This is a genomic window from Solibacillus sp. FSL K6-1523, assembly GCF_038005225.1.
Lineage (GTDB): Bacteria > Bacillota > Bacilli > Bacillales_A > Planococcaceae > Solibacillus.
Genome location: NZ_JBBOSU010000001.1, coordinates 2,325,219 through 2,346,035 on the forward strand (window position 1 = coordinate 2,325,219; position 20,817 = coordinate 2,346,035).

Genomic DNA, 20,817 nt, shown 5'->3' on the forward strand with positions numbered 1-20,817 from the left:
ATTTTTTTCGAATAAGGCTGGTTGTAAACTTTAGGACGGATGGTGCCGCAGTATGATTCGACGACCCATTAAGGAATGTCTCAAATTCCAGGTAAAGTGTATAGATTGTCTTTTTCTAGTCAATTTTAGAAACAAAGCTAGTAATGAGGTGATTCATATATTTCGCAAAAGATTCCATACGTTGAACAAAAAAGAACAATCTGTAGCCATAAATGAAAAAAGAATAGCTATTGAAGAAAAAATTGACAGTACAGTTTCGCCTTCAGCGATCAATTTTATCCAAGCAGTACGTAACATCGTTCATCACACATCTGATTTAACGGTTAAATCAATAGCACCAAATGTAACGCTCATTTATATAGACACTTTAGTGGATGATGAAGTACTAAAAAATCATATTATTCAGGACTTGTTCAAAAGTAAAGATATCTCACCAGAACGTATTTTATCTATCCTGACAATTCCTCAGATCAAGTTAACGTCTAGCACAGATGAAACCATTTCTGCAATGTTGGCTGGGGCTGTACTTATTCATGTTGAAGGGCACTCGCAAGTTGGGGTGGCAATAATCCCTACGAGTGAATCGCGAGCTTTATCAGCCTCTGAAAACGAATCACAAGTAATCGGTGCACAAGTTGGATTTAATGAAAGTCTTTCAACGAATGTCTCCTTAGTTCGCAGATATATAAAGGATCCAAACCTTTGCAACGAAAAGATAGTAGTTGGAAAACGCACGAAAACAACAGTGTCAATGTTATACATTAAAGACATTGCTTCCGAGGAAATGGTGAATACGCTACGCCAAAGAATTACCAATCTTAAATTGGACTCGATATTAGATAGTTCGATTTTGGAACAATTGATAGATGATAACTCTTTATCAATTTTCCCCCAAATGTTACTAACAGAAAAACCGGACAAGCTTTGCGGTGAACTATTGAATGGGAAATTGGGGGTATTTGTGGATGGAAGTAACCTGGCAATCGTTTGCCCACACTCCTTTCTTGAATTTTTCCAAAGTCAGGAAGATTTAAATCTTCGATGGCAGATTGCTACGTTTGCCCGTTTATTAAGATTTAGTGCGGTCTTTCTTTCTATTTTTCTAACGCCTTTATATGTAGCGGCATTAACATTTCATTACGAAGTCATTCCACAAACACTCGTCATTACGTTAAGTGAATCAAGAGCATTAGTTCCTTTTCCCCCATTTTTTGAGGCACTGCTGTTAGAGCTTATTATAGAATTGCTCCGGGAAGCAGGTATCAGATTACCATCAAAGGTTGGTCAAACTATTGGTATTGTCGGCGGTATCGTCATTGGAACTGCGGCGGTACAAGCCGGCTTTACGAGTAATATATTAATTATCATTGTTGCTTTAGGGGCATTATCATCTTTTACCACACCAAGTTACATGATGGGTAATGTCATTAGAATCATTCGGTTCCCATTAATAATATTAGCAGGACTTTGGGGCTTTTATGGTATCATGCTGGGATTTTGTTTCATTCTAACTCATCTATTGCGCCAAACAAGTTTGGGGTCTCCGTATACAGCCCCTTTCTATCCACCTCGTCTCATTGATTGGCGGGATAGTCTTGTTAGATTACCGTTACCATTCATATATAAAAGGCCTTCAAATACGAGACCCGGAGATGAAAAAAAATATGAACCTGAACCGATAAATCCTGAAAAAAATGAACAGAAGGTGAAATGAATGAATCGTTCTATACAACTCAATCCTAATGATACATTTAACGCATTTCTACTTTTTTTCATCATACATGGTGCTCAAATTGGGGTTGGGCTACATGGATTTCAGCGGGTCGTATACGAGGGCGCTAAGCATGATGCATGGATTTCTGTCATACTTGCAGGTGTTGCCACGCATGTCATCGTTTTTTTTATGATTAAAATATTGCAAATATACGGTTCAAATGATTTATACGGCATTCATCAAAATATATTTGGTAAATGGATTGGAAATTTCTTTAATACTATTTATATTTTATATTGTTCAACGGCGTTTTTTACCGTTTTGATCAACTATATTGAAGTTGTACAAACATGGGTTTTTCCAAATGTGGGTACTTGGTTTCTTACTGCCACATTGCTATTAATCGTGATTTATACATTTACTGGTGGGCTTCGTGTAATTGTTGGCGTTACTTTTTTTAGTATTGTACTTAGCATATGGCTTTTCCCGATGTTAGCTTTTCCGATGAAGTATATCGAATCACGAAATCTACTTCCTGTCTTAGAGGCCGATATAGGTGGAATACTGCATAGTATGCGGTCCATGACATTTACGATAATTGGATTTGAAATAATCTATATAATCTATCCTTTTGTAAAGGATAAATTGAATGCAAAAAAATATATTCATCTTGGTCTATTCGTGACAACCTTGTTTTACCTTATTATCATACTCATTTCGTTAACTTACTTTAGTGGGCAACAATTAACGAAAACGATATGGCCGACCTTGTCTTTATTTAGCATTGTTCAATTACCATTCATTGAACGAATTGAATATTTCGTCGTTTGTTTTTGGATGTTGATTATATTACCAAATCTTTGTCTGTTTGTATGGTCTGCTTTTCGCGGATTTAAACGCATGGTAAATATAAGTGCAAATAAATTCATCTGGATTTTCACCTTTATTTTATTCATGATTAGCTTAACGATAAAAACTCGAACTCAAATTAATACGTTTAACGATTACTTTAACCAGGTGGCATTTTATATTGTTTTTGTTTACCCTATCATCTTGTACGTGATAGCGAAAATAAAAAATAAAGTTAAATCACATAAGGGGCAAATGGAATGAACAGGATTTATTTTTTACTACTAGCCTGCTGCGTTAGTTTAGTCGGATGTGCAGAATCCAAAATACTAGAAAGGGTTAGTTTAGTCACTTTAATTGGCTATGACATAGGGAAAGAAGAAGCAGTGGAAACAACAGCTATTGTTCGCCAAGTCGGTACAGAATTACAAAGTAATGTTGCCATTATAGCTGCTGAAAACGATACATCTCAAGGTACGCGCGCAAAAATTAATCACAGGGTAGCAGAAAAATTAATGTCTGGACAATTGAGGAGCGTTTTATTCGGTGAGGAGTTTGCTAAAAATGGCATTGGTCATTATATTGATACCCTTTCGAAAAATGCTACGATAAGTGAAGGGTTAATTTTGGCGATAGTCGAAGGAGAGGCAAGGCCATTACTTGAATATCAATATCCAAATATCGATGAAATTGGTGAACATGTTTATAAGCTTTTAGATCAAAATATTAAAAGTGAACAGGTCGTTTCATCTACACTTCATGAAGTAGCGTTTGATTATTATTCCATAGGCAGAGACATTGCCATACCTATTATCAAACAAGATAAGGAACTTGTATCGATTTCAGGCATCGCTTTATTTAGAAAGGACAAAATGATAGGGAAAATGTCGGTTGAAGATAGTTTTTACGTGAAGCTAAGTCGAGATGATTATCAAAACGGTACACTCGAAATAAAGATTAAAGGGGATGATTTTCCTTCATCACTACTAAAGGAACCTCCTAATGAAATTAATTTAGTATTCGATCCGATTAAAACGCATAAAGATCTAAAGTTAGTCAATCAAACAATACCCGAATTCGACTTGCATCTCAATGTACAAGCGAGATTATTAGAAGTGAAACCAAACTTGGAAACGGGGGATTCTGAAAAAGTGAAAGAACTTGAAAAAATAATCGGTAAATATTTAGCAAGTGAAATATCAAGAGTAATTGCCTACTGTCAAAAAATTGATTCGGACATTTTTGGATATGGTGAATTTTATAAAAGCTCTGTACGTCATTCTAAACTAACCGAAGAGATGTGGCATGAAATGTATAAAGAAATGAAAGTAAATGTAGATGTTGATTTTTCTTTACTTAGAAGTGGCGTCTTTGAATAACCATCATGCTGGAAAATCTACTTTATACAATACGGGGTGATTATATGTTACTTTTATGGCAACCCTCATTTTTCATTTCAATTGTTGCCTTTTTCGTCGGCGTTGTAAAAAAATCATGGCACTTCATACTACTTAATACGCTAATCTCTTACCGATATTATTTTATTTGCACGAACGATAATGATTTGGCTGTTCAATAAGAAAAAAACGTATCTATGTGAAATTTCCACAACAAAGGAAATTCTTCAAAAAAATCGCCGCCTCCCACTGGAAGCGGCGCCCCACATATAAAAAATATTTGGATCCTAAAGGTGATTTGACTGTGCATATCATAGCCCAGCCAGTCTGACATACCTCCACCAACACCAATAAGAATCTTTCTTCAAAACACAAGATTTCATTCATCTGTTCCAAAATCTCTGCTACTTATATGAAACTTCTAATCAATCGAGCAAATTAAGTCGTTACTTTAAACACGGTTTTAATTTTTTGAATGAGTCCTCCTGATGAATACGTTAGTACGCTGCGTTTGTAGAACGTTAAGCTAATAAAGTAAAGCACTAACGTTGTTGCTACTAAAAGTGCGAATGAGATAATTGGTTCGATACTATGAATATCTGTTGCACCAATACGCATCGGCATTACCATTCCAGACGTAAATGGAATGTACGAGAATACTTTAATTAGTAATGTATCTGGATTGCCCATACCTGAAATCATCACGTAAAAACCGATTAATGTCATCATGAGTGCCGGCATCATCACCTGTCCAGCTTCCTCGACTTTAGATACAAGTGAGCCGAATAATGCCCCTAAAATTAAGTACATTAAGATCGTTCCAAATAAAAAGCCGATCACGTATAGGAAATAACCCATTGACATTGAATCGAGTAAATCCGTAACGAGCGTCCATTTTTCGCCGCCATACGTAAAGCGCAGCAACAGGAACAATGCACCAAAAATAATGGTGAATTGTGTAAGGGCGACTAAAAAGACCCCAATCAATTTCGAACGGAAATGTGTTTCAGGCTTCACACTTACAAGTAGCATTTCTAACGCACGTGAACCTTTTTCCGATGCAACTTCTGTCGTAATCATCGATAAGTACGTTGCGACAAATATATAAATAACAAAACCTATTGCATAAGAAACAAAAATACCCGCTTGTTTTTCTTCTGTCGACTTGCCATCATTTGCTTGCTCATTTATCGTTTGCATCGAAATGATGGGCTCTGCCGAGAGTAATACCGCTTGCTGCTCTTCTGTTAAATCCATTTGCGCCATCGCATACATTTGACCCATTTGACTTATAAGACCTGAAATCGATTGCTGGTCATTCAGAGGTAGTGGATCTAACGACGTAATATTCGCAGAAAGCTTTCCTTGGTCATCAGTAAGTGTGACATGTGCGTAATACTCGCCCTCTTCTACATTTTCTTTCGCACTGTCCGCATCAACTACTTGCCAATCAAATTGATCATTGCCTTTTAAAAATGGTGCCACGTCAAAATTCGTTTCGTTCACAACGCCTACGATTTCGGCATCATCTGAAAATAGTAACCCTTTAATTTCCGGCCAAAAGATAAACGCACAAATCAGTCCCAAATATAACAAGGTCATTAAACGGAATGTTAATGTGCGGATTTTTTGCTTATATAATTGCTTCACGAGCACAGAAAATTTAGACATGGGCCGCACCTACTTTCTCTTTGAAAATTTCATGAAGAGATAAATAATCTAAGCTGAATTTTTCAATGTATTGGCCATTCGAAAAATGTTCGAATAATGTGCGCGCATAAGATTCATCCTCTAATGTCAACACTGCATGCCCGTCGCGATCATAGCCGGCTTGTTTTACTCCTGGTAGCTTTTCAAGTTCGCTTTGTGCCAAATCTGTTTGCACCGTTAATTTCGTTTTGCCATACTGCTTCTTCAAATCGAGTAATGAGCCTGAAAACAGTGCTTCACCGCGCTTTAACAAACACAAATGATCGCATAATTCCTCCACATTATCCATTTGATGACTTGAAAATAAAATCGTCATTCCCTGCTCTTTTAAGTACAAAATCGCATTTTTCAGAAGCTCCATATTCACGGGATCCAGTCCGCTAAACGGTTCGTCTAAAATTAAAAATTGTGGTCGATGGAGGAAGCTCGCAATTAGCTGCACTTTTTGCTGATTTCCTTTTGATAATGTTTCCGCCTTGTCATGACGTTTTTCTTGTAAATCAAAACGCGTAATCCAAAAATCAATTTCCTTTTTTAATGTTTCTTTCGCTACTCCCCGCAATTCACCAAAGAAATACAACTGATCTTCCACTTTCATTTGTGGAAAGATGCCGCGCTCTTCGGGTAAATAACCTAATATATCACGATTAATTTTCTTAATGGGTTTGCCATCCCACATAATCTTGCCTTCCGTTGTATCTTGCAAATCCAAAATCATACGGAATGTCGTCGTTTTTCCTGCACCATTTTGACCGATTAAACCAAAAATCTCGCCTTTTGCAATGGTAAAGTTCAGATCCTGTACTGCGGTAAAATCTTTGTAACGCTTTGTTACATGTTCTAACTGTAAAGTCACCCGTTTCCCCCCTAAATTTCTTGAAGTATTAATTCCTTTTAATTAAGCCTCCACAATATTAATTTTTCCATAGTTCTCTTTGAAAGAAAATACATTTCATCACCATTTTCTCATAATCTTTTATACGTTCTTTAGATTAATAAGTTTCATTTATTTGAAGACAATATCAAAACCCAGTATAAGGAAAGTGTTATATTTACACTAAATAAAAAACCTGCCATTTCCAAAATAGGATTTGACAGGTTATCATGTTTACTTTGAGTAATACTGAACGATTCCGTTGTAAATCGATTGTGCAAAAATCTCTGCATACTTATCGCTTACAAGCTTGTCTCGGTCTGATGCGTTCGTTAGGAAACCAAGCTCTACTAACACAGACGGGATAATCATATTACGAATCACATAAAACGGACCTTCTTTTACACCACGGTCTTTCATATTCGCATTTTTAACAATTTCATTATTAATATATTTCGCTAATAATTTATCCTCTTCAAATTGGTCACCAGTGGATACATTATAATACGTTTCCGTACCACTTGCAGAAGTGGATGAAGCGGAATTGACATGGACACTAACAAAAATTTCGCCATGCTTTGCTTTTGTAAAAGCGACGCGGTCTTGTAGTGTCGGATACGAATCACCTGTTCTTGTCATATGAACCGTCGCACCAGCAGCCTCTAACTTTTGACGCACTAAATTTGAAACTTTGAGCGTAATGGCTTTTTCAGTATGTCCATCTTTAGAAGTACCCGGATCTTTTCCACCATGTCCTGCATCTATAATAATGACGCGATTTTTTACTGCACTACCTGCTTGATTGATAAGCTTAATATACGATTTATGCACATAGCCTGTTTGACCATTTGCTGTTACTTTTGCCCAAAAACCAGACATTGAGTGAACCGAAACCATCGAACCTTTTGATAATGTTGCAATTGCTTTCGAACTATTATCTGCTGATTCACGCATATTTAATCCGTTAACCGTTACTTTTCCCATCAAATCAGACATTGTTACTGAATCATCTGGATTTGGGTCAGGATTTGGTGTTGGCTTTGGATTTTCTACATCTGGGTTTTCAATTTCATTTTCCACAGTCGTCGTACTTGCCTTCACAATATATCCTGGTAAACCGTCAACTGTTGTTAAATAATAGCCGCCACTTTCTTTATAAACTGAAACGGTTTCATCTTGTGCAACTGTTCCAATCTTTTTCGAACTTGATGTCGCTTTATAATACACATTTAATGTTTCATTTGCTGTCACTTTTTTTATTGCCGAACCAATTGGGTTTCCATTAACATCTAGGTATTTTGTATATGTTTTACTCACATATCCATACTGACCTTGATAAGAAACTTTTAGCCAGCTCCCTTCAATCGCATAAACTGAAAGCTTGCCACCTGTATTCACTTTCCCTAGCACAGTTGCATTTGTATTAGGTTTTTTACGGACATTTAATCCATCCGTTGTCACTGCAATCGTCCCAATAACTTGTGATGTATCTACTTGCTCAGGAATTTCTGGTAAATCTAAACGATATTTATCACTTTTCGCACGTGCGATAAAAGATGCAAACTGTGCACGTGTCACCGCGCTTTTCGGCATGTATTTTCCATCACTGCCGTTTGTTATACCATTATAATAAATGGCTTTAATCGATGAAGCATATGTATTTGTTGCAGGGACATCTGGGAATACCATTGGTAAACTTTGATAATCCGCTACTTTTAAATCAAACGCTTTTGCTAAAACAGAACTCATTTCTTCACGTGTTAATGGCTCATTTGGAGAAAATTTAGTCGATTTCTTTTCGAATATGCCAAGCTCAATCGCACGCTCTACATAACCAGAAATTTCTGTGCCAGCTTTTACATCAGTGAATGTTGATTTACTTACTTTCAATGGTTCATGACCTGCAGAAATGACAACCATTTTCGCTGCATGTCCACGCGTCACACTAATATTTGGTTTATAATACGTTTTTCCGTTTTCATCATAACCTCTAATTGCACCAAGGCTAATTAAGTACTGAATTTCATCATATGCTGGGTGGGTTGTTGCAACATCTACAAATTTGACGCTCGCTGCAGTTGGATTCGCGGCAAGTGTACAAAAAAGGAGTATCGCAGTAATGAATGTAATCAATTTTTGTTTCATTAATATCTGTTCCTTTCCAAAGCTGCTCACTAGCTATTGTATCCGAGTCAATACGAAAGATATATAGGTAAAATGGGAATAAACATCAAATTTTTGTTACATTCCCATTACAATTGCATTACATATGACATGTTCTTGCAAAAATAACCGAATGATGGCTCCCTTTCGTCTTGCCGGATGGATTTCCACGTGGTTTTGTTAATTTTCACTCTTCAAAAGGTATAGCTCTTTTCATAAAATTCTGCAATCACATCGCTTATAGCGCAGCTCCATTTAAAAAGCATGAGAATCAGCTTTCGATTCTCATGCGATCACTTCCGAGCAATATTGGATTTTTTATTTTAATAATTGTAGCGCAAAATCATATTCTACATATGTTTTACCTGGCTCAAGTATTGCCGGTGCTACTTCGAATTGTGCTAACGCGCGGTTATGTCCGTACATTTTTTCACCACGTGTAATTGTGTATGATAATGCATCTTTTGACAGAAGAGCACCCGTTTTGTTTGCCTCTACTTTAAAACCTAATCCTTCTGCAACTTTGCGTAGTGGCACCATTACTTTGCCATCTACTTCACGGATATCTTTACCGATTAATGCAGCAATTTTAGCGTCAAATTCTTTTGCTTCTTCTGTAACTGCTGCTTGTTCTTCCGTCTTATCTATAGCAACTTCTTTTGCTTCTTCTACAACTACTTCATTCACTTCTTTTGCTTCTTCCAAAACAGCTGCCTTTTCGCCTTCTTCTGCAACAATTTCATTCGTTACTTTCGGGAATACAACGATTTTGTCTGGTGATGTTTGTGCTGGAATGCTACGTGTTGTTGCGCCGTAGAAAACAATCGCGTGATGATCTGCAAAAAGTGTTTCTTTACCTACTTTTTCACCTTTTACATTAACGATTACTGTGTCGTCGCTAATATTTAATTTTAAATCGTTTTCTTTATTGATGAAATCTTCATTAAAATCTGTAACAACGACATTTGTTGGTGATTTTTCATCCTCTACAATAACTACTGCTGGGCTATATTGTGGCGGGAAGATTAAAAGCATCGGCTGATTAGCATGCATATACAATGAAACTTTATCGCCTTTTTTCAACTCTACTTTATTACCTTTTTTATCTAATACAATTGTATTTTGGTCAGTCGTGAAATGGAATGGGTTGTTTTCATCCGTTACGCTGTACTGAGTCGTACCGTTTGCCAGTTTTTCAACTGAGCCAATCGCCCCTTTTACATTTGCAAATGGTGCCACTTCAAGGACTGGTTGCTCTTCAGTTGGTTCGTTTTGCTCTTTTGATAATACGACAATTTTTTCAGGTGTTGTTTGTGCTGGTATGCTGAAAGTTGCAAATGAATAAAAGACAATTGCATCATTACCAGCTAGCGCTTCCTTATTCACTTTTTCGCCTTTTTCATTGACGATTACTGTGTCATCGCCAATGTTTAATTTTAAATCTTGATCTTCACTTAAAAGTTCTTTATTGAAATTCGTCACTTTTACAGAGCTTGCTACTTCCTCATCCTCTACAATAATAACTGCAGGGTTATACTGTGGTGGATAAATCGCAAGCATTGGCTGATTGGCATGCGTATAGATTGAAACTTTATCGCCTTTTTTCAGTTCTACTTTATTTCCTTTTTTATCGAAAACAAGTGTTTCTTCATTTGTTGTGAAATTAAATGGATTTTCTTTATCCGTTGTGCTGAAAAACTTTTGGTCATTGCGATTTTCAATAGTATCGATCGTTCCTTGTACTTGTATAAATGAAGTAACTTGGTTAATTTCTGTTATCTCCTCACTTATTGGTACTATGTTAATTTTTGTTGGTGATTCTGCACCTACTGCTACTGTTCCTAGTAATAATGCTGATAGTGCTAATGGTGTAATGCGTTTCATATTCATGTTCATTTTTATGTCATTCCTCTCCGTGTTCTCGTTAGATTAGTAGTATGTTGACCAAAAAGGTTACAATTATTTTTAAAAAATTTTATTTTAGTGAAATTTACATAATAAATACCCATATTTTTAGGTTATTCGTTAACTGTATAGTATTTTGGCAGAACTTTCGGTAAAATAGAAATACTACTAGATAAAGAGGTTCATCATGCAAAATAAACGATACATAGGATTTATACTTGTTATTACGGGGTGCTTTTTTTGGGGGATTGGTGGAACGGTTTCCCAGCAGCTTTTCTCAGAAGGCATAGAAGTTAGTTGGCTTGTCTCTACTCGTCTTTTGATCGCGGGAATATTGCTTTTGTCTACACAAGCGTTATTTAAAGACCGTACACAAATACTCGCTATTTGGCAGCAAAAATTTACTGCATTTCGCCTTGTTATTTTTGCGATTGTGGGAATGCTTGCGGTGCAATATACATATATGGCCTCCATTAAAGAAGGTAATGCGGCGGTTGCTACATTGCTTCAATATTTAGCACCGGTCATGATTATTGTATACGTGGCATTACGCGGTCAATCGAAATTCACGAAAAAAGATGCCGTTACTATTGTTCTCGCATTATCTGGAAGTTTCTTTTTATTAACGAATGGCTCTCTATCCACACTTTCAGTTCCGATGCCAGCCATTATTTGGGGGCTGTTATCGGGTGTGTCACTAGCCTTTTACACACTGTATGCCATTCCACTGCTCAAGCAATTCGATTCGCTTGTTGTTGTTGGATGGGCAATGGTGCTAGCTGGGTTGACGATGAGCTTCTTCCATCCACCATGGCAAGTGGACGTGAGCAACTGGACAGCATCAACAGGTATTTACCTTGTGATTGTCGTCATTTTTGGGACAATGCTGTCGTTTTGGTTTTATATCGAAAGCTTACAAACATTATCGGCAAAAGAAACGAGCTTGCTTGGTAATGTTGAGCCACTTACGGCTGTGCTCGCAACAGTTATATGGCTTCAAGAACCATTTGGCGCATTTCAATGGTTTGGAACTTCTTTCATTTTATTTATGATGGTTTATATTGCGTTAAAGTCGGATTAATATGTACCCTTCTTTACCAACGCATTGAAGCAGCGGTCTGAATTTTACAGACTGCTGCTTTTTAAATAGCCACTTTTCAATGGGCAATCTCATTAGTAATTACTTCAATTCCTCTGGTACAAACCAATACCCCTCATTATTATTCTCTTCTAAAAATGCTTTAAATTCATCTGAAGTATAAGCTGCAGCAACTGCTTTAGCCCACTCTGTATCTTCATTTTTCTTGTTCACTACCGCAACTAACTCATACTGCTTAACAACATCTTCTTGGAGTAATGCAAGGCTTGGATCAGTTTTTGAAGCATATACGATACTTCCCGGAATTACGCCATAATCTAAATCCCCTAAAGTACGCGGGATTTGAGCTGAATCCATTTCTACGATTTCTAAATTTAATTTATTCTCTTCAATATCTGCGGCTGTTGCTTTAATTAATTCTACCCCATCTTTTATTTTAATTAAATTTGCTTTTTGTAAAATGGCATAGGCACGTGCTGCATTTGATGGATCTTGTGGTATTGCAATGACATCCCCTTCCGCAATATCATCTAAGGACGATTTTTTGCCAGGGAATAATGCAGCTGGCACTGTTGGAATTGGCGTTAATGATACTAACTCAGCACCACTTTCTGTATTAAAATTATTCATATATGCTGTGTGTTGGTCAACATTTAAATCTACACCATCATCTGCTAAAGCTATATCTGCTTGACGTAATTCCGTAAACTCAGTTGCTTCAATTATATAGCCGTCTTTTTCAAGAATTGGTTTAATAGCATCTAAAAATAATTCACTGTAAGGTCCTGGTGAAGTGCCAACTTTAATCGTAGTTTTTTCTGCACCGCCTTCTTCATCTTTCCCTCCGCAAGCGACTAAAACCGTTGCCATTATAGCTAATAATAACATTAAATATGTTTTTTTCATTTTTCCTCTTCCTCCCTATTCATGTCTAATTCTTTTCGCGACTCGGTTCCCCAAGCTTTGAATAATTTGAACGATCACGACTAAAATGACGACTGTTAGGATAATAACGTAAGTATTGAATCGTTGATAGCCATAAGCAATCGCTAAGTTCCCAATTCCTCCGCCTCCAATAGTTCCTGCCATCGCTGTTGCACCGATTAATCCAATTGTTGCAGTTGTTAATGTAAGCACAATGGAAGCAAGTGCCTCTGGTATTAAAAAATATCGGACAATTTGAAATGTACTTGCCCCCATCGATTTCGCTAATTCGATAATCCCTGCATTCACCTCTAATAATGAGTTCTCTACTAGGCGAGCGATAAATGGTGCTATGTATATAATAAGCGGGACAATCGCAGCTTCTGTGCCATAAGTTTTACCGACAATTAGCTTTGTAAGTGGCACGATGGCAACGAGTAAAATGATAAATGGAATGGAGCGAACAATATTAACAACCGTATTGACGATTAGAAAAATGATTTTATTTTGCTTAATTCCCCCCGGTCGTGAAAGTACTAATATTAGCGCTAAAGGTAAACCAAGTAATGTCCCAAGAAATAAAGAAACCGACACCATATAGACCGTTTCATTCAGTGCTTTCGTAATAATTTCTGTTGTAACTTGATTCATAGTTTCAGCTCCTCTACCACTACATCATTTTCTTCAATATAGTTTCTGACCCGTATTAAATCAGCATCCTCCCCATAAAAAACGGTTGTGATCACACCTAAAGTCATGCCTTGTAGTTCCGTTACATTGGCAAAAACGATATTTGTTTCGATATCTTTGAAATTTTTCGCAATATTATTTAGTAGAGGCTGTGATGCATTATGTCCGATGAATTTCAGCTTAAAAATCACTTTATTTCTCTTCGTTTCCATTAGTTCTCGCACAATAGACGGTGGAATTTCATCAAAAATAACTGTTTTCACAAAATCCTTCGTTGTTTGTTGCTGTGGATTTCCAAAGACTGAAATAACATCACCTGACTCAATCACCTGTGCATTTTCCATAACAGCTACTTTATTGCAAAGTGCCCGGATCACTTCCATTTCATGTGTAATCATGACAATCGTAATGTTGAACTCGTTATTTATCCGTTTTAACAATTTCAAAATAGAATCGGTCGTTTTAGGATCAAGTGCAGATGTCGCTTCATCACAAAGTAATATTTCTGGACTAATAACTAGTGCCCGTGCAATACCAACACGCTGCTTTTGCCCTCCTGATAACTGATGAGGATAGCTTTTATGTTTATTAGCAAGCCCCACGAAATCTAGTAATTCCGTAACCTTTTTTTTTATGTCCTCTTTACTTGTTTTAGTAAGAATAAGTGGTAATGCAACATTTTCAAATACAGTTCTAGATTCTAATAAATTGAAATGCTGAAAAATCATACTCACTTTTTTCTTCGCCTGGGAAAGTTCGCTCGCAGTTAGTGCCTTTAAATCTTTTCCCTTTACAAGCACTTGGCCCGTCGTTGGCTCCTCTAAACCATTAACCATACGCAACAACGTACTTTTTCCAGCCCCGCTATAACCAATGACACCGAAAATATCCCCTTTTTCAACTTTTAAAGAAACATCATTTAATGCTGTAACGATTTGTTTTTTCTGTTTAAATTCTTTTACAACATGTCGAAACTCGATCATACAACTCACTTCCTTTCAAAACACAATTTAACTCAGTTGAATACTAGGTTTTAAAACAAAAAATTAAAGTAAGTATTCATCAACAATAACTAAAAAAGCCTTTTGAATATTTTTCAATGCACGTTCATCAATATCAAAGCTGCCATGATGATGCGCAAATTGCGTTTCAATCTGTTCATTTCTAGAGCCCACCTTAATGAATGTGCCCGGTCTTTCCTTTAAGAAATAAGCAAAATCTTCGGCACCCATTGAAGGATTCATTTCTACAATGTTCGCTTTAAGAAGCTGTTTAGCTAATGCTGTTCGTACAATTTTCGTTTGCTCTTCATCATTAAATAAGGCTGGATACCCGAGTAAATAGTCGATTTCAAAATTTACATTATGAGCAAGTGCAATTCCTTTTGTAATATTTTCAATACGTTGTTTTACATCATGACGAACTGATTCTTCATATGTGCGGACAGTCCCTTCGATTGTAGCTGTTTCAGCAATCACATTAAATGCCGTGCCCGAATGGAATTGTCCGATAGACACAACCGCTGATTTTAATGGGTTCACTGTACGGCTTACAATCTTTTGTAAACTCCCAACAAGTTCCGCTCCAACAACGAGAGCATCTTTTGCTTCATGTGGACTAGCTCCGTGTCCACCTTGGCCTTGGAGTGCTATATTAAAATAATCCACTGCAGCTAGTTTATAGCCCGAACCAACCGCAATTTTGCCTACGGGTAGTGAAGAATCTAAATGGGCTGCAAAGACGTAATCCACTTCATCTAAAATATTTTGTGCAATCATTTCTTTTGCTCCACCAGGCGGCTTTTCCTCAGCATGCTGGAATACAAACAAAACATTGCCGTGTAATTGCTCTTTATAATTTACTAGTATTTTTGCTAAGCCCAATAATGCCGCTGTATGCCCATCATGCCCACATGAATGGGAAATGCCAGTTTTTTTGATGCATAGCTCACTTTTTTTAACTCTTGGATTGGCAATGCATCGAAATCTGCTTGAAATGCAATCGTCTTACCAGTATGCCCTCCCTCTAATAAGGCAACAAGTCCTGTACCACCAACATTCCGTTGCACATTGAAACCTAATGTAGTAAGTGTTTTATCGATAAATGCACTCGTTTCGTATTCCTGGAAAGATAACTCTGGATTTGCATGTAAATGTCTACGCCACTCCACTACATTGTCAAAATTCTTCTCAACTTCAGCAAATAAGCGCTCTAATAATAACTCATCTGTTTTAGTCATAAAACAACCCCCTACAATCCTTATAAGTTAACTATGAATTTATTTATGATTAGTATCATATTACTTCCAATCGGATTATGCAACCAGTTTTTGTGAATTATTCTGAATATTCTTTTAGAACGTGTTTTATGAAAATTGGTTTGTTACTACGCACCGTCGTATTAGGCACGCTTCCTACATTTTTTCTAGTTCAAATTTATGGAATAAAAATAGACCCATCCTCATTCAAATTTGAATAAGATGGGCCTTCCCTCTACAGTTATTGAGGTATTTTATTATAATAACAAAATAAAAATAATGAGTAGAATTGTTATGGCAATAGCTTTATATGTTTCGATTTTTAAAGTGATATATGTTTTTGCATGACGTCGAACAACTTTTAGTAACAAATAGCCATACAAAATCCCCAATACCATTAGAGCTGGTTTATATAGTGGACCGATAAACGAGTTGTACGCATAAATACATACAAAAGCAAGTATTAATGTGGCAATGAAACCCCAATGATCTTCAAATGGATTTTCTGCTTTAATTCTACGGGATTTATAGTAAAACCACGATATAAAGTTTATCGCAATAATTCCTATAGGGACGATATAAAAATATGAATTTAATTTAGGTGTATGAAGCACTTGGAATGTTTCCTCAAAAAGTGCACCCTCACCATTATAATAAATATCGTTATCCACATCATATAATGACACACTAGATATTTGATAGCGATGCTCCTTATTATTTTGCACGACAATGATATCAACAATATAATCATCCAAATAGCCCTTTTCCATTCTTTTCATCGTCTCAACCTGTTCAAAAAAAGAAATTGTCTTTTCATTCGTTTTTTCCTGAACACCTACATATAGTGTTGAAGTCCGCGCACGAAACTCTTTTTCCTCTCCCCCAAAGTACGTGTAAATATGTTCAATTTCATTACTCGTCGCTTGGTTTGTATGTGATGTACCCGTCACTAATAAAAAGAAAGCAATACTACAAATCGCCACAATCATCGCGATCTCTTTCCACACATTCCCCCGCTTTCTCTGTGCATTTTGCGCGACAATGGAGACCTGAATTTTTCGCTTTAGCTGTTCATCCTCTGGCATTTGATTCAATTCCGCTAGCTCTTTTTCAATATCCATCTCGCTCACCTCCCAAAAATTGCTCCAATGCTTTCATTGCACTGCGCTGCGTGTTCGCCACTTTCATCGCAGGGATGCCCATAATTTCACATGTTTCTTGAATAGATAATTCCTCAATTTTTCGGTAAATTAATACTTCTCGCTGAATGGGCTTCAATTTATGCAACGCCTCATACAATACTCTTCTGTTTTCCGACTGCACAATCCAATCATGAGGCACATAAGTCATTTCCTCCTGCTCATGTGATTTTGTAAACGGTAACCACTGAATTAACGCTTTTTTACGATAATGGTCATACACAATGTTACGAGCAATTTGGCGAATATAAGTTGTAATGCTTGCCTCATGACGAAACGCATTTTTATACACTCGGAGAAATGTTTCCTGCGTCAAATCCTCCGCCAACTCGGCATTCGTCACCATATAGCGTATGTATTGGTATATTTTCCCGAAATGCTGCTCATATATTTGCTCAAAGTCCATGGCTCTCACCTCTCTTACATAGTTAGACGAACGGATAAAGGTAATTAGTAAAAATAACGAAAAAAAATTAAAAAAGTGCATTCCCGTTTTTCGGAATACACTCTTTTCACTATTTAATTTCCGCCTTCAGTGCATTGTATTGAAATCCGATAAAATGATAACCTTGCTTCACATACATATCCTTTGGTGTGTCTTCTCCGTCCGCTACTAAAATAACCGTCTTATCTGCATATTGCTGCATAACGAACTGCTGAATTTTCGATCCAATTCCTTGTCGTTGAAATGCTGGCAACACAAAAAAGTTATCAATTTCCGCGGTTTGCTCATGTACAACGATATCGACTGAGCCGATGATTTCACCATCCACAAGCGCGATAATTTGCTGTTTACATTGGTCGCGGAAATCCTTTTTCAATAACTCTCGCTTCGACAACGCATACGACTCGCCCCATTGCTTTGCTTCCTCATAATGAATATTACAGTATGCTTCCAAAGTTTCCTCTGTAATAAATTGGACGTGTGCCGAGCTACTTACATCTGTCGGAAATGTTTTCGGATCAATTGCATACATTTCCAATAAACCAATATCATACCGCTGCTCCATTAAATACGCTACAAGTGCATCTGGAATTTTTTTGTCTTGCGGAAAAACAAATTTCACATGCTTTTGCCCACGCGCGAGATGCGTTTCCTTCATATAATTTTCCACCTGCTTGAGCATTACGAGCGTCGGCATTTCTTTCCACTTAATAAAATTGCCATCATACATTTCTGGCACCTCCATAAATGCAAGATGACTGAAATTATTGGACTCTTTTTCAATGATCCCCGGGTTATAAATAAGGCTAAATGTTAAGTTCATTTGTACCTCTCCTAAAGTTTTCTCGTTGTATGTATTGTTATTAACATCTGTGAACAGCTATTATACCATTTTTCATTGTTATAATTAACCATATTTTATTATCTAATAAAACAAGGTAATGATTCAGAAATTTTTAAAGCCCCTTTTATCTCTCGCAAAAATTTCTGTTCTGCATCCCCCATTTTTTTGCTTTAGAAACTAATTCATTGATGAACTGTTGTTTCCCTTCTTGATATTTCAGATGTTCATTAGGAAACTGCTTTGCTAAACTTAATTTTAAATCCCCATACTTTTTAGCTTCTGAGTGGTTATTTAATAAGTATTCTTTAAAATATATATGATTGTTGATATGTTCATTTCCAATCTGATAAATATGTAGATGATGCGTTCTAGATTCTTTCCCTTTAGTAAAGTATCTTCTTCCAGCAATCCCATTTTCACCTTTTGGCTCGTAACCCATTGCTACCATTTCATTTATATAAAAATCCACTTGATTAATATTTGTTACAACAATTAACATATCAATTATAGGTTTTGCATAGCCTATTGTTCGTATAGATGTACTTCCAATATGAAAAATATCCAATAATTCTTCTTTTAATACTTCTTTCAATATTACTTCCTCTAAATTGTATAAATTCTTCCATTCTTCCGTCCAAGCTATAACTTCTGTTTTTCCCAAGATTAACGCCTCTTTTCTTTTTAACATATGCAATGATAATTCAACATGAAAAATACAATCGGTTTTATTAAAGTTGACATTGAATTTTTTGCCATACCTATCACATTATATATTTTACGATCACCAATTTATTTGAAAGTACCTACGTCACACGTTATTTATGCGACAGCGCTTACATTTCGCTAAATATTGAGACTAATCAGTTATAAATGCTAACTAAAAGCTATTTTAAAGGAATTAAATTATAGTTAATTAAACAACTACCTTTTCTATAAAATATGACGTATAATGTAGTTGTTTGTCCCGCATGAGCGAGCAGAAGCTTTTCGTTTCCACTATCTAAAACGAAGATGGACTGCCCGTAAAGGCCCGATTAGTGAATTGTAACAACTGGCGAAGTTTAAGTTAACTTCTCACCAACTGACGATTCACCTTACAATATTATTCAATTCTCTTGGAGGGTTTGTACAGATGAGTACACGTATTGAAAAAGACTTTTTAGGCACATTAGAAATTCCAAAGGACGCATATTATGGCGTGCAAACTAAACGAGCAATGGAAAACTTCCCAATTACGAACATGACGATGCATCCTGAATTAGTGCGTGCATTAGCGGTTGTGAAAAAAAGCTCGGCACTTGCCAATTTAGCGATTGGCCAATTAGATGAGAAAATTGCCAATGCAATCGCGCAAGCTTCTGATGATATTATAGAAGGTCGATACCATGATCAGTTCCTAGTTGATCCAATTCAAGGTGGCGCTGGTACTTCAATGAACATGAATGCCAATGAAGTCATTGCGAACCGCGCATTAGAAATTATTGGTGAAGAAAAAGGTTCTTATTCGATTATTAGTCCGAACAGCCACGTAAATATGGCACAATCAACAAATGACGCGTTCCCAACAGCGATTCATATCGCAACAGTGGCAACATTAAATAAATTAATTACGGCAATGGAAAACATGAGAGAAAGCTTCTTAAAAAAGGCTACTGAATTTGATTCTATCGTGAAAATGGGTCGTACACACTTACAAGATGCTGTTCCAATTCGTCTTGGACAAGAGTTCGGCGCTTATGCAGCAGTAATTGCACGTGATATCCAACGTGTGAAAAACGCTAGACAAACGATGTTAGAAATCAATATCGGTGCAACTGCGATTGGAACAGGCTTAAATGCCGATCCAGCATATATGACACAAGCCGTGAAAAATATTGTTGAATATAGTGGATTCCCATTCACTAAAGTAGATAACTTAGTTGACGGTACGCAAAATACCGATTCATATACAGAAGTTTCAGCGATGTTAAAAATCGCGATGGCGAACATTTCGAAAATTGCCAATGACTTACGTTTAATGGCTTCAGGTCCGAAAACAGGCTTCAGCGAAATTCGTTTACCAGAGCGCCAACCAGGTTCTTCAATTATGCCAGGTAAAGTAAACCCAGTTATGCCAGAAGTTATTAACCAAATCGCTTTCCAAGTAATGGGTAATGACGTAACGATTTCTATGGCATCTGAAGCTGGTCAATTCGAGTTAAACGTAATGGAACCAGTATTAGTACACAACTTATTACAATCAATTGAAATTATGACAAATGGTTTCACTGTATTTACGACACACTGCTTAGATCATATCGAAGCAAATGAAGGTCGTTTGCATGACTATGTGGAAAGTTCAATAGGTGTTGTTACGGCTTTAGCACCACATTTAGGCTACGAGCGTTCAAGCCAAATTGCCCGCGAAGCATTACATAGCGGCAAATCTGTTCGTGAGTTATGCCTAGAATACAAATACTTCACAGTAGAGCAATTAAACATCATTTTAAATCCATTCGAGCTAACACAACCAGGTATTGCTGGTGAAAAAGGTTTAGCTTCACTTAAATAATAAAGACAATTTCAAAGGACACCTCTCGATCGTTTTGGTCGGGACGTGTTCTTTTTTGGATAAAGAGCGATTAATTTATCCTGTGATGTGGCAATGATTAATTAATTGATATAATTATTGCCAACGTTCATCATGTAAAAAACACCTCAAAACGTATAATGAAAAAAAACTACATGATGGTCGATCATCATGTAGT

18 protein-coding genes are annotated in these 20,817 nt (G+C 36.6%); 5 read left to right on the forward strand and 13 right to left on the reverse strand.

Translation table 11 applies throughout. From position 1 onward, the window contains the following. Window positions 1–181: 181 nt before the first annotated feature. The 3 genes from MHI10_RS11050 to MHI10_RS11060 are packed head-to-tail and all read left to right on the forward strand — an operon-like array spanning window position 182 to window position 3,942. Window positions 182–1,714: a spore germination protein gene (locus MHI10_RS11050; protein WP_445683184.1), complete on the forward strand. Its 1,533-nt coding sequence runs from the start codon at window positions 182–184 to the stop codon at window positions 1,712–1,714. Beyond that, complete coding sequence (locus MHI10_RS11055; RefSeq protein ID WP_340785447.1) at window positions 1,715–2,827, forward strand: GerAB/ArcD/ProY family transporter; 1,113 nt, start codon at window positions 1,715–1,717, stop codon at window positions 2,825–2,827. It begins immediately after the preceding gene. Next, a complete protein-coding gene (locus MHI10_RS11060; protein WP_340785448.1) occupies window positions 2,824–3,942 on the forward strand; it encodes a Ger(x)C family spore germination protein in 1,119 nt (372 codons plus the stop codon). The genes MHI10_RS11055 and MHI10_RS11060 overlap by 4 nt, the downstream gene beginning before the upstream one ends. A gap of 456 nt (window positions 3,943–4,398) precedes the next feature. On the opposite strand, the gene MHI10_RS11065 is transcribed toward MHI10_RS11060, so the two are convergent. From MHI10_RS11065 to MHI10_RS11080, 4 genes are all read right to left on the reverse strand, one after another. Then, window positions 4,399–5,631, reverse strand: coding sequence for an ABC transporter permease (locus MHI10_RS11065; RefSeq protein ID WP_340785449.1), 1,233 nt, complete (start codon window positions 5,629–5,631; stop codon window positions 4,399–4,401). After that, entirely contained in the window at window positions 5,624–6,526 is a 903-nt protein-coding gene (locus MHI10_RS11070) for an ABC transporter ATP-binding protein (protein ID WP_340785450.1), read from the reverse strand. Before MHI10_RS11070 ends, MHI10_RS11065 begins: the two co-directional genes overlap by 8 nt. Before the next feature lie 252 nt (window positions 6,527–6,778). Then, on the reverse strand, window positions 6,779–8,689 hold the full coding sequence (locus MHI10_RS11075; RefSeq protein ID WP_340785451.1) for an N-acetylmuramoyl-L-alanine amidase: 1,911 nt from the start codon (window positions 8,687–8,689) through the stop codon (window positions 6,779–6,781). Window positions 8,690–9,025: 336 nt separating this feature from the next. Further along, entirely contained in the window at window positions 9,026–10,603 is a 1,578-nt protein-coding gene (locus MHI10_RS11080; protein WP_340785452.1) for a stalk domain-containing protein, read from the reverse strand. A 196-nt stretch (window positions 10,604–10,799) separates the two neighbouring features. On the opposite strand from MHI10_RS11080, the gene MHI10_RS11085 reads away from it, so the two are divergent. Beyond that, entirely contained in the window at window positions 10,800–11,693 is an 894-nt protein-coding gene (locus MHI10_RS11085; protein ID WP_340785453.1) for an EamA family transporter, read from the forward strand. Window positions 11,694–11,792: 99 nt separating this feature from the next. Here MHI10_RS11085 and MHI10_RS11090 read toward each other — a convergent pair whose 3' ends face one another. The 9 genes from MHI10_RS11090 to MHI10_RS11130 form a co-directional block, all read right to left on the reverse strand. After that, window positions 11,793–12,617, reverse strand: a complete 825-nt coding sequence (locus tag MHI10_RS11090; RefSeq protein WP_340785455.1) for a MetQ/NlpA family ABC transporter substrate-binding protein — start codon at window positions 12,615–12,617, stop codon at window positions 11,793–11,795. A gap of 15 nt (window positions 12,618–12,632) precedes the next feature. Beyond that, window positions 12,633–13,286, reverse strand: coding sequence for a methionine ABC transporter permease (locus MHI10_RS11095; protein ID WP_340785457.1), 654 nt, complete (start codon window positions 13,284–13,286; stop codon window positions 12,633–12,635). Further along, a complete protein-coding gene (locus MHI10_RS11100; protein ID WP_340785458.1) occupies window positions 13,283–14,308 on the reverse strand; it encodes a methionine ABC transporter ATP-binding protein in 1,026 nt (341 codons plus the stop codon). Before MHI10_RS11100 ends, MHI10_RS11095 begins: the two co-directional genes overlap by 4 nt. A 63-nt stretch (window positions 14,309–14,371) precedes the next feature. Beyond that, entirely contained in the window at window positions 14,372–15,208 is an 837-nt protein-coding gene (locus tag MHI10_RS11105) for an amidohydrolase (RefSeq protein ID WP_340785460.1), read from the reverse strand. Then, complete coding sequence (locus MHI10_RS11110; RefSeq protein WP_340785462.1) at window positions 15,199–15,564, reverse strand: hypothetical protein; 366 nt, start codon at window positions 15,562–15,564, stop codon at window positions 15,199–15,201. Before MHI10_RS11110 ends, MHI10_RS11105 begins: the two co-directional genes overlap by 10 nt. A gap of 275 nt (window positions 15,565–15,839) precedes the next feature. Continuing rightward, complete coding sequence (locus tag MHI10_RS11115) at window positions 15,840–16,703, reverse strand: hypothetical protein (RefSeq protein ID WP_340785463.1); 864 nt, start codon at window positions 16,701–16,703, stop codon at window positions 15,840–15,842. Then, window positions 16,693–17,187 carry an RNA polymerase sigma factor gene (locus tag MHI10_RS11120; RefSeq protein WP_340785464.1) on the reverse strand — a complete coding sequence of 165 codons (495 nt, stop codon included), beginning with the start codon at window positions 17,185–17,187 and terminating at the stop codon, window positions 16,693–16,695. The genes MHI10_RS11115 and MHI10_RS11120 overlap by 11 nt, the downstream gene beginning before the upstream one ends. A gap of 109 nt (window positions 17,188–17,296) precedes the next feature. Then, complete coding sequence (locus tag MHI10_RS11125; protein ID WP_340785465.1) at window positions 17,297–18,049, reverse strand: GNAT family N-acetyltransferase; 753 nt, start codon at window positions 18,047–18,049, stop codon at window positions 17,297–17,299. Between the two features lie 145 nt (window positions 18,050–18,194). Further along, window positions 18,195–18,731 (reverse strand): GrpB family protein, encoded by a 537-nt coding sequence (locus MHI10_RS11130; protein ID WP_340785466.1) that lies wholly within the window; start codon window positions 18,729–18,731, stop codon window positions 18,195–18,197. Window positions 18,732–19,202: 471 nt separating this feature from the next. Between MHI10_RS11130 and aspA the strand changes: the two genes are divergently transcribed. Then, the gene (gene aspA / locus MHI10_RS11135; RefSeq protein WP_340785467.1) at window positions 19,203–20,621 is read left to right on the forward strand and encodes an aspartate ammonia-lyase; all 1,419 of its coding nucleotides are present in this window, start codon (window positions 19,203–19,205) and stop codon (window positions 20,619–20,621) included. The last annotated feature ends 196 nt before the right edge of the window (window positions 20,622–20,817 follow it).

Excerpts from the sequence above, each read along its gene's own strand:
- MHI10_RS11100 (WP_340785458.1), bottom strand. The coding sequence starts at position 14,308 with ATGATCGAGTTTCGACATGTTGTAAAAGAATTTAAACAGAAAAAACAA.
- MHI10_RS11055 (WP_340785447.1), top strand. The coding sequence starts at position 1,715 with ATGAATCGTTCTATACAACTCAATCCTAATGATACATTTAACGCATTT.
- MHI10_RS11075 (WP_340785451.1), bottom strand. The coding sequence starts at position 8,689 with ATGAAACAAAAATTGATTACATTCATTACTGCGATACTCCTTTTTTGT.
- aspA (WP_340785467.1), top strand. The coding sequence starts at position 19,203 with ATGAGTACACGTATTGAAAAAGACTTTTTAGGCACATTAGAAATTCCA.
- MHI10_RS11125 (WP_340785465.1), bottom strand. The coding sequence starts at position 18,049 with ATGAACTTAACATTTAGCCTTATTTATAACCCGGGGATCATTGAAAAA.
- MHI10_RS11090 (WP_340785455.1), bottom strand. The coding sequence starts at position 12,617 with ATGAAAAAAACATATTTAATGTTATTATTAGCTATAATGGCAACGGTT.
- MHI10_RS11080 (WP_340785452.1), bottom strand. The coding sequence starts at position 10,603 with ATGAACATGAATATGAAACGCATTACACCATTAGCACTATCAGCATTA.
- MHI10_RS11060 (WP_340785448.1), top strand. The coding sequence starts at position 2,824 with ATGAACAGGATTTATTTTTTACTACTAGCCTGCTGCGTTAGTTTAGTC.
- MHI10_RS11110 (WP_340785462.1), bottom strand. The coding sequence starts at position 15,564 with ATGACTAAAACAGATGAGTTATTATTAGAGCGCTTATTTGCTGAAGTT.
- MHI10_RS11120 (WP_340785464.1), bottom strand. The coding sequence starts at position 17,187 with ATGGACTTTGAGCAAATATATGAGCAGCATTTCGGGAAAATATACCAA.
- MHI10_RS11065 (WP_340785449.1), bottom strand. The coding sequence starts at position 5,631 with ATGTCTAAATTTTCTGTGCTCGTGAAGCAATTATATAAGCAAAAAATC.
- MHI10_RS11085 (WP_340785453.1), top strand. The coding sequence starts at position 10,800 with ATGCAAAATAAACGATACATAGGATTTATACTTGTTATTACGGGGTGC.
- MHI10_RS11115 (WP_340785463.1), bottom strand. The coding sequence starts at position 16,703 with ATGGATATTGAAAAAGAGCTAGCGGAATTGAATCAAATGCCAGAGGAT.
- MHI10_RS11095 (WP_340785457.1), bottom strand. The coding sequence starts at position 13,286 with ATGAATCAAGTTACAACAGAAATTATTACGAAAGCACTGAATGAAACG.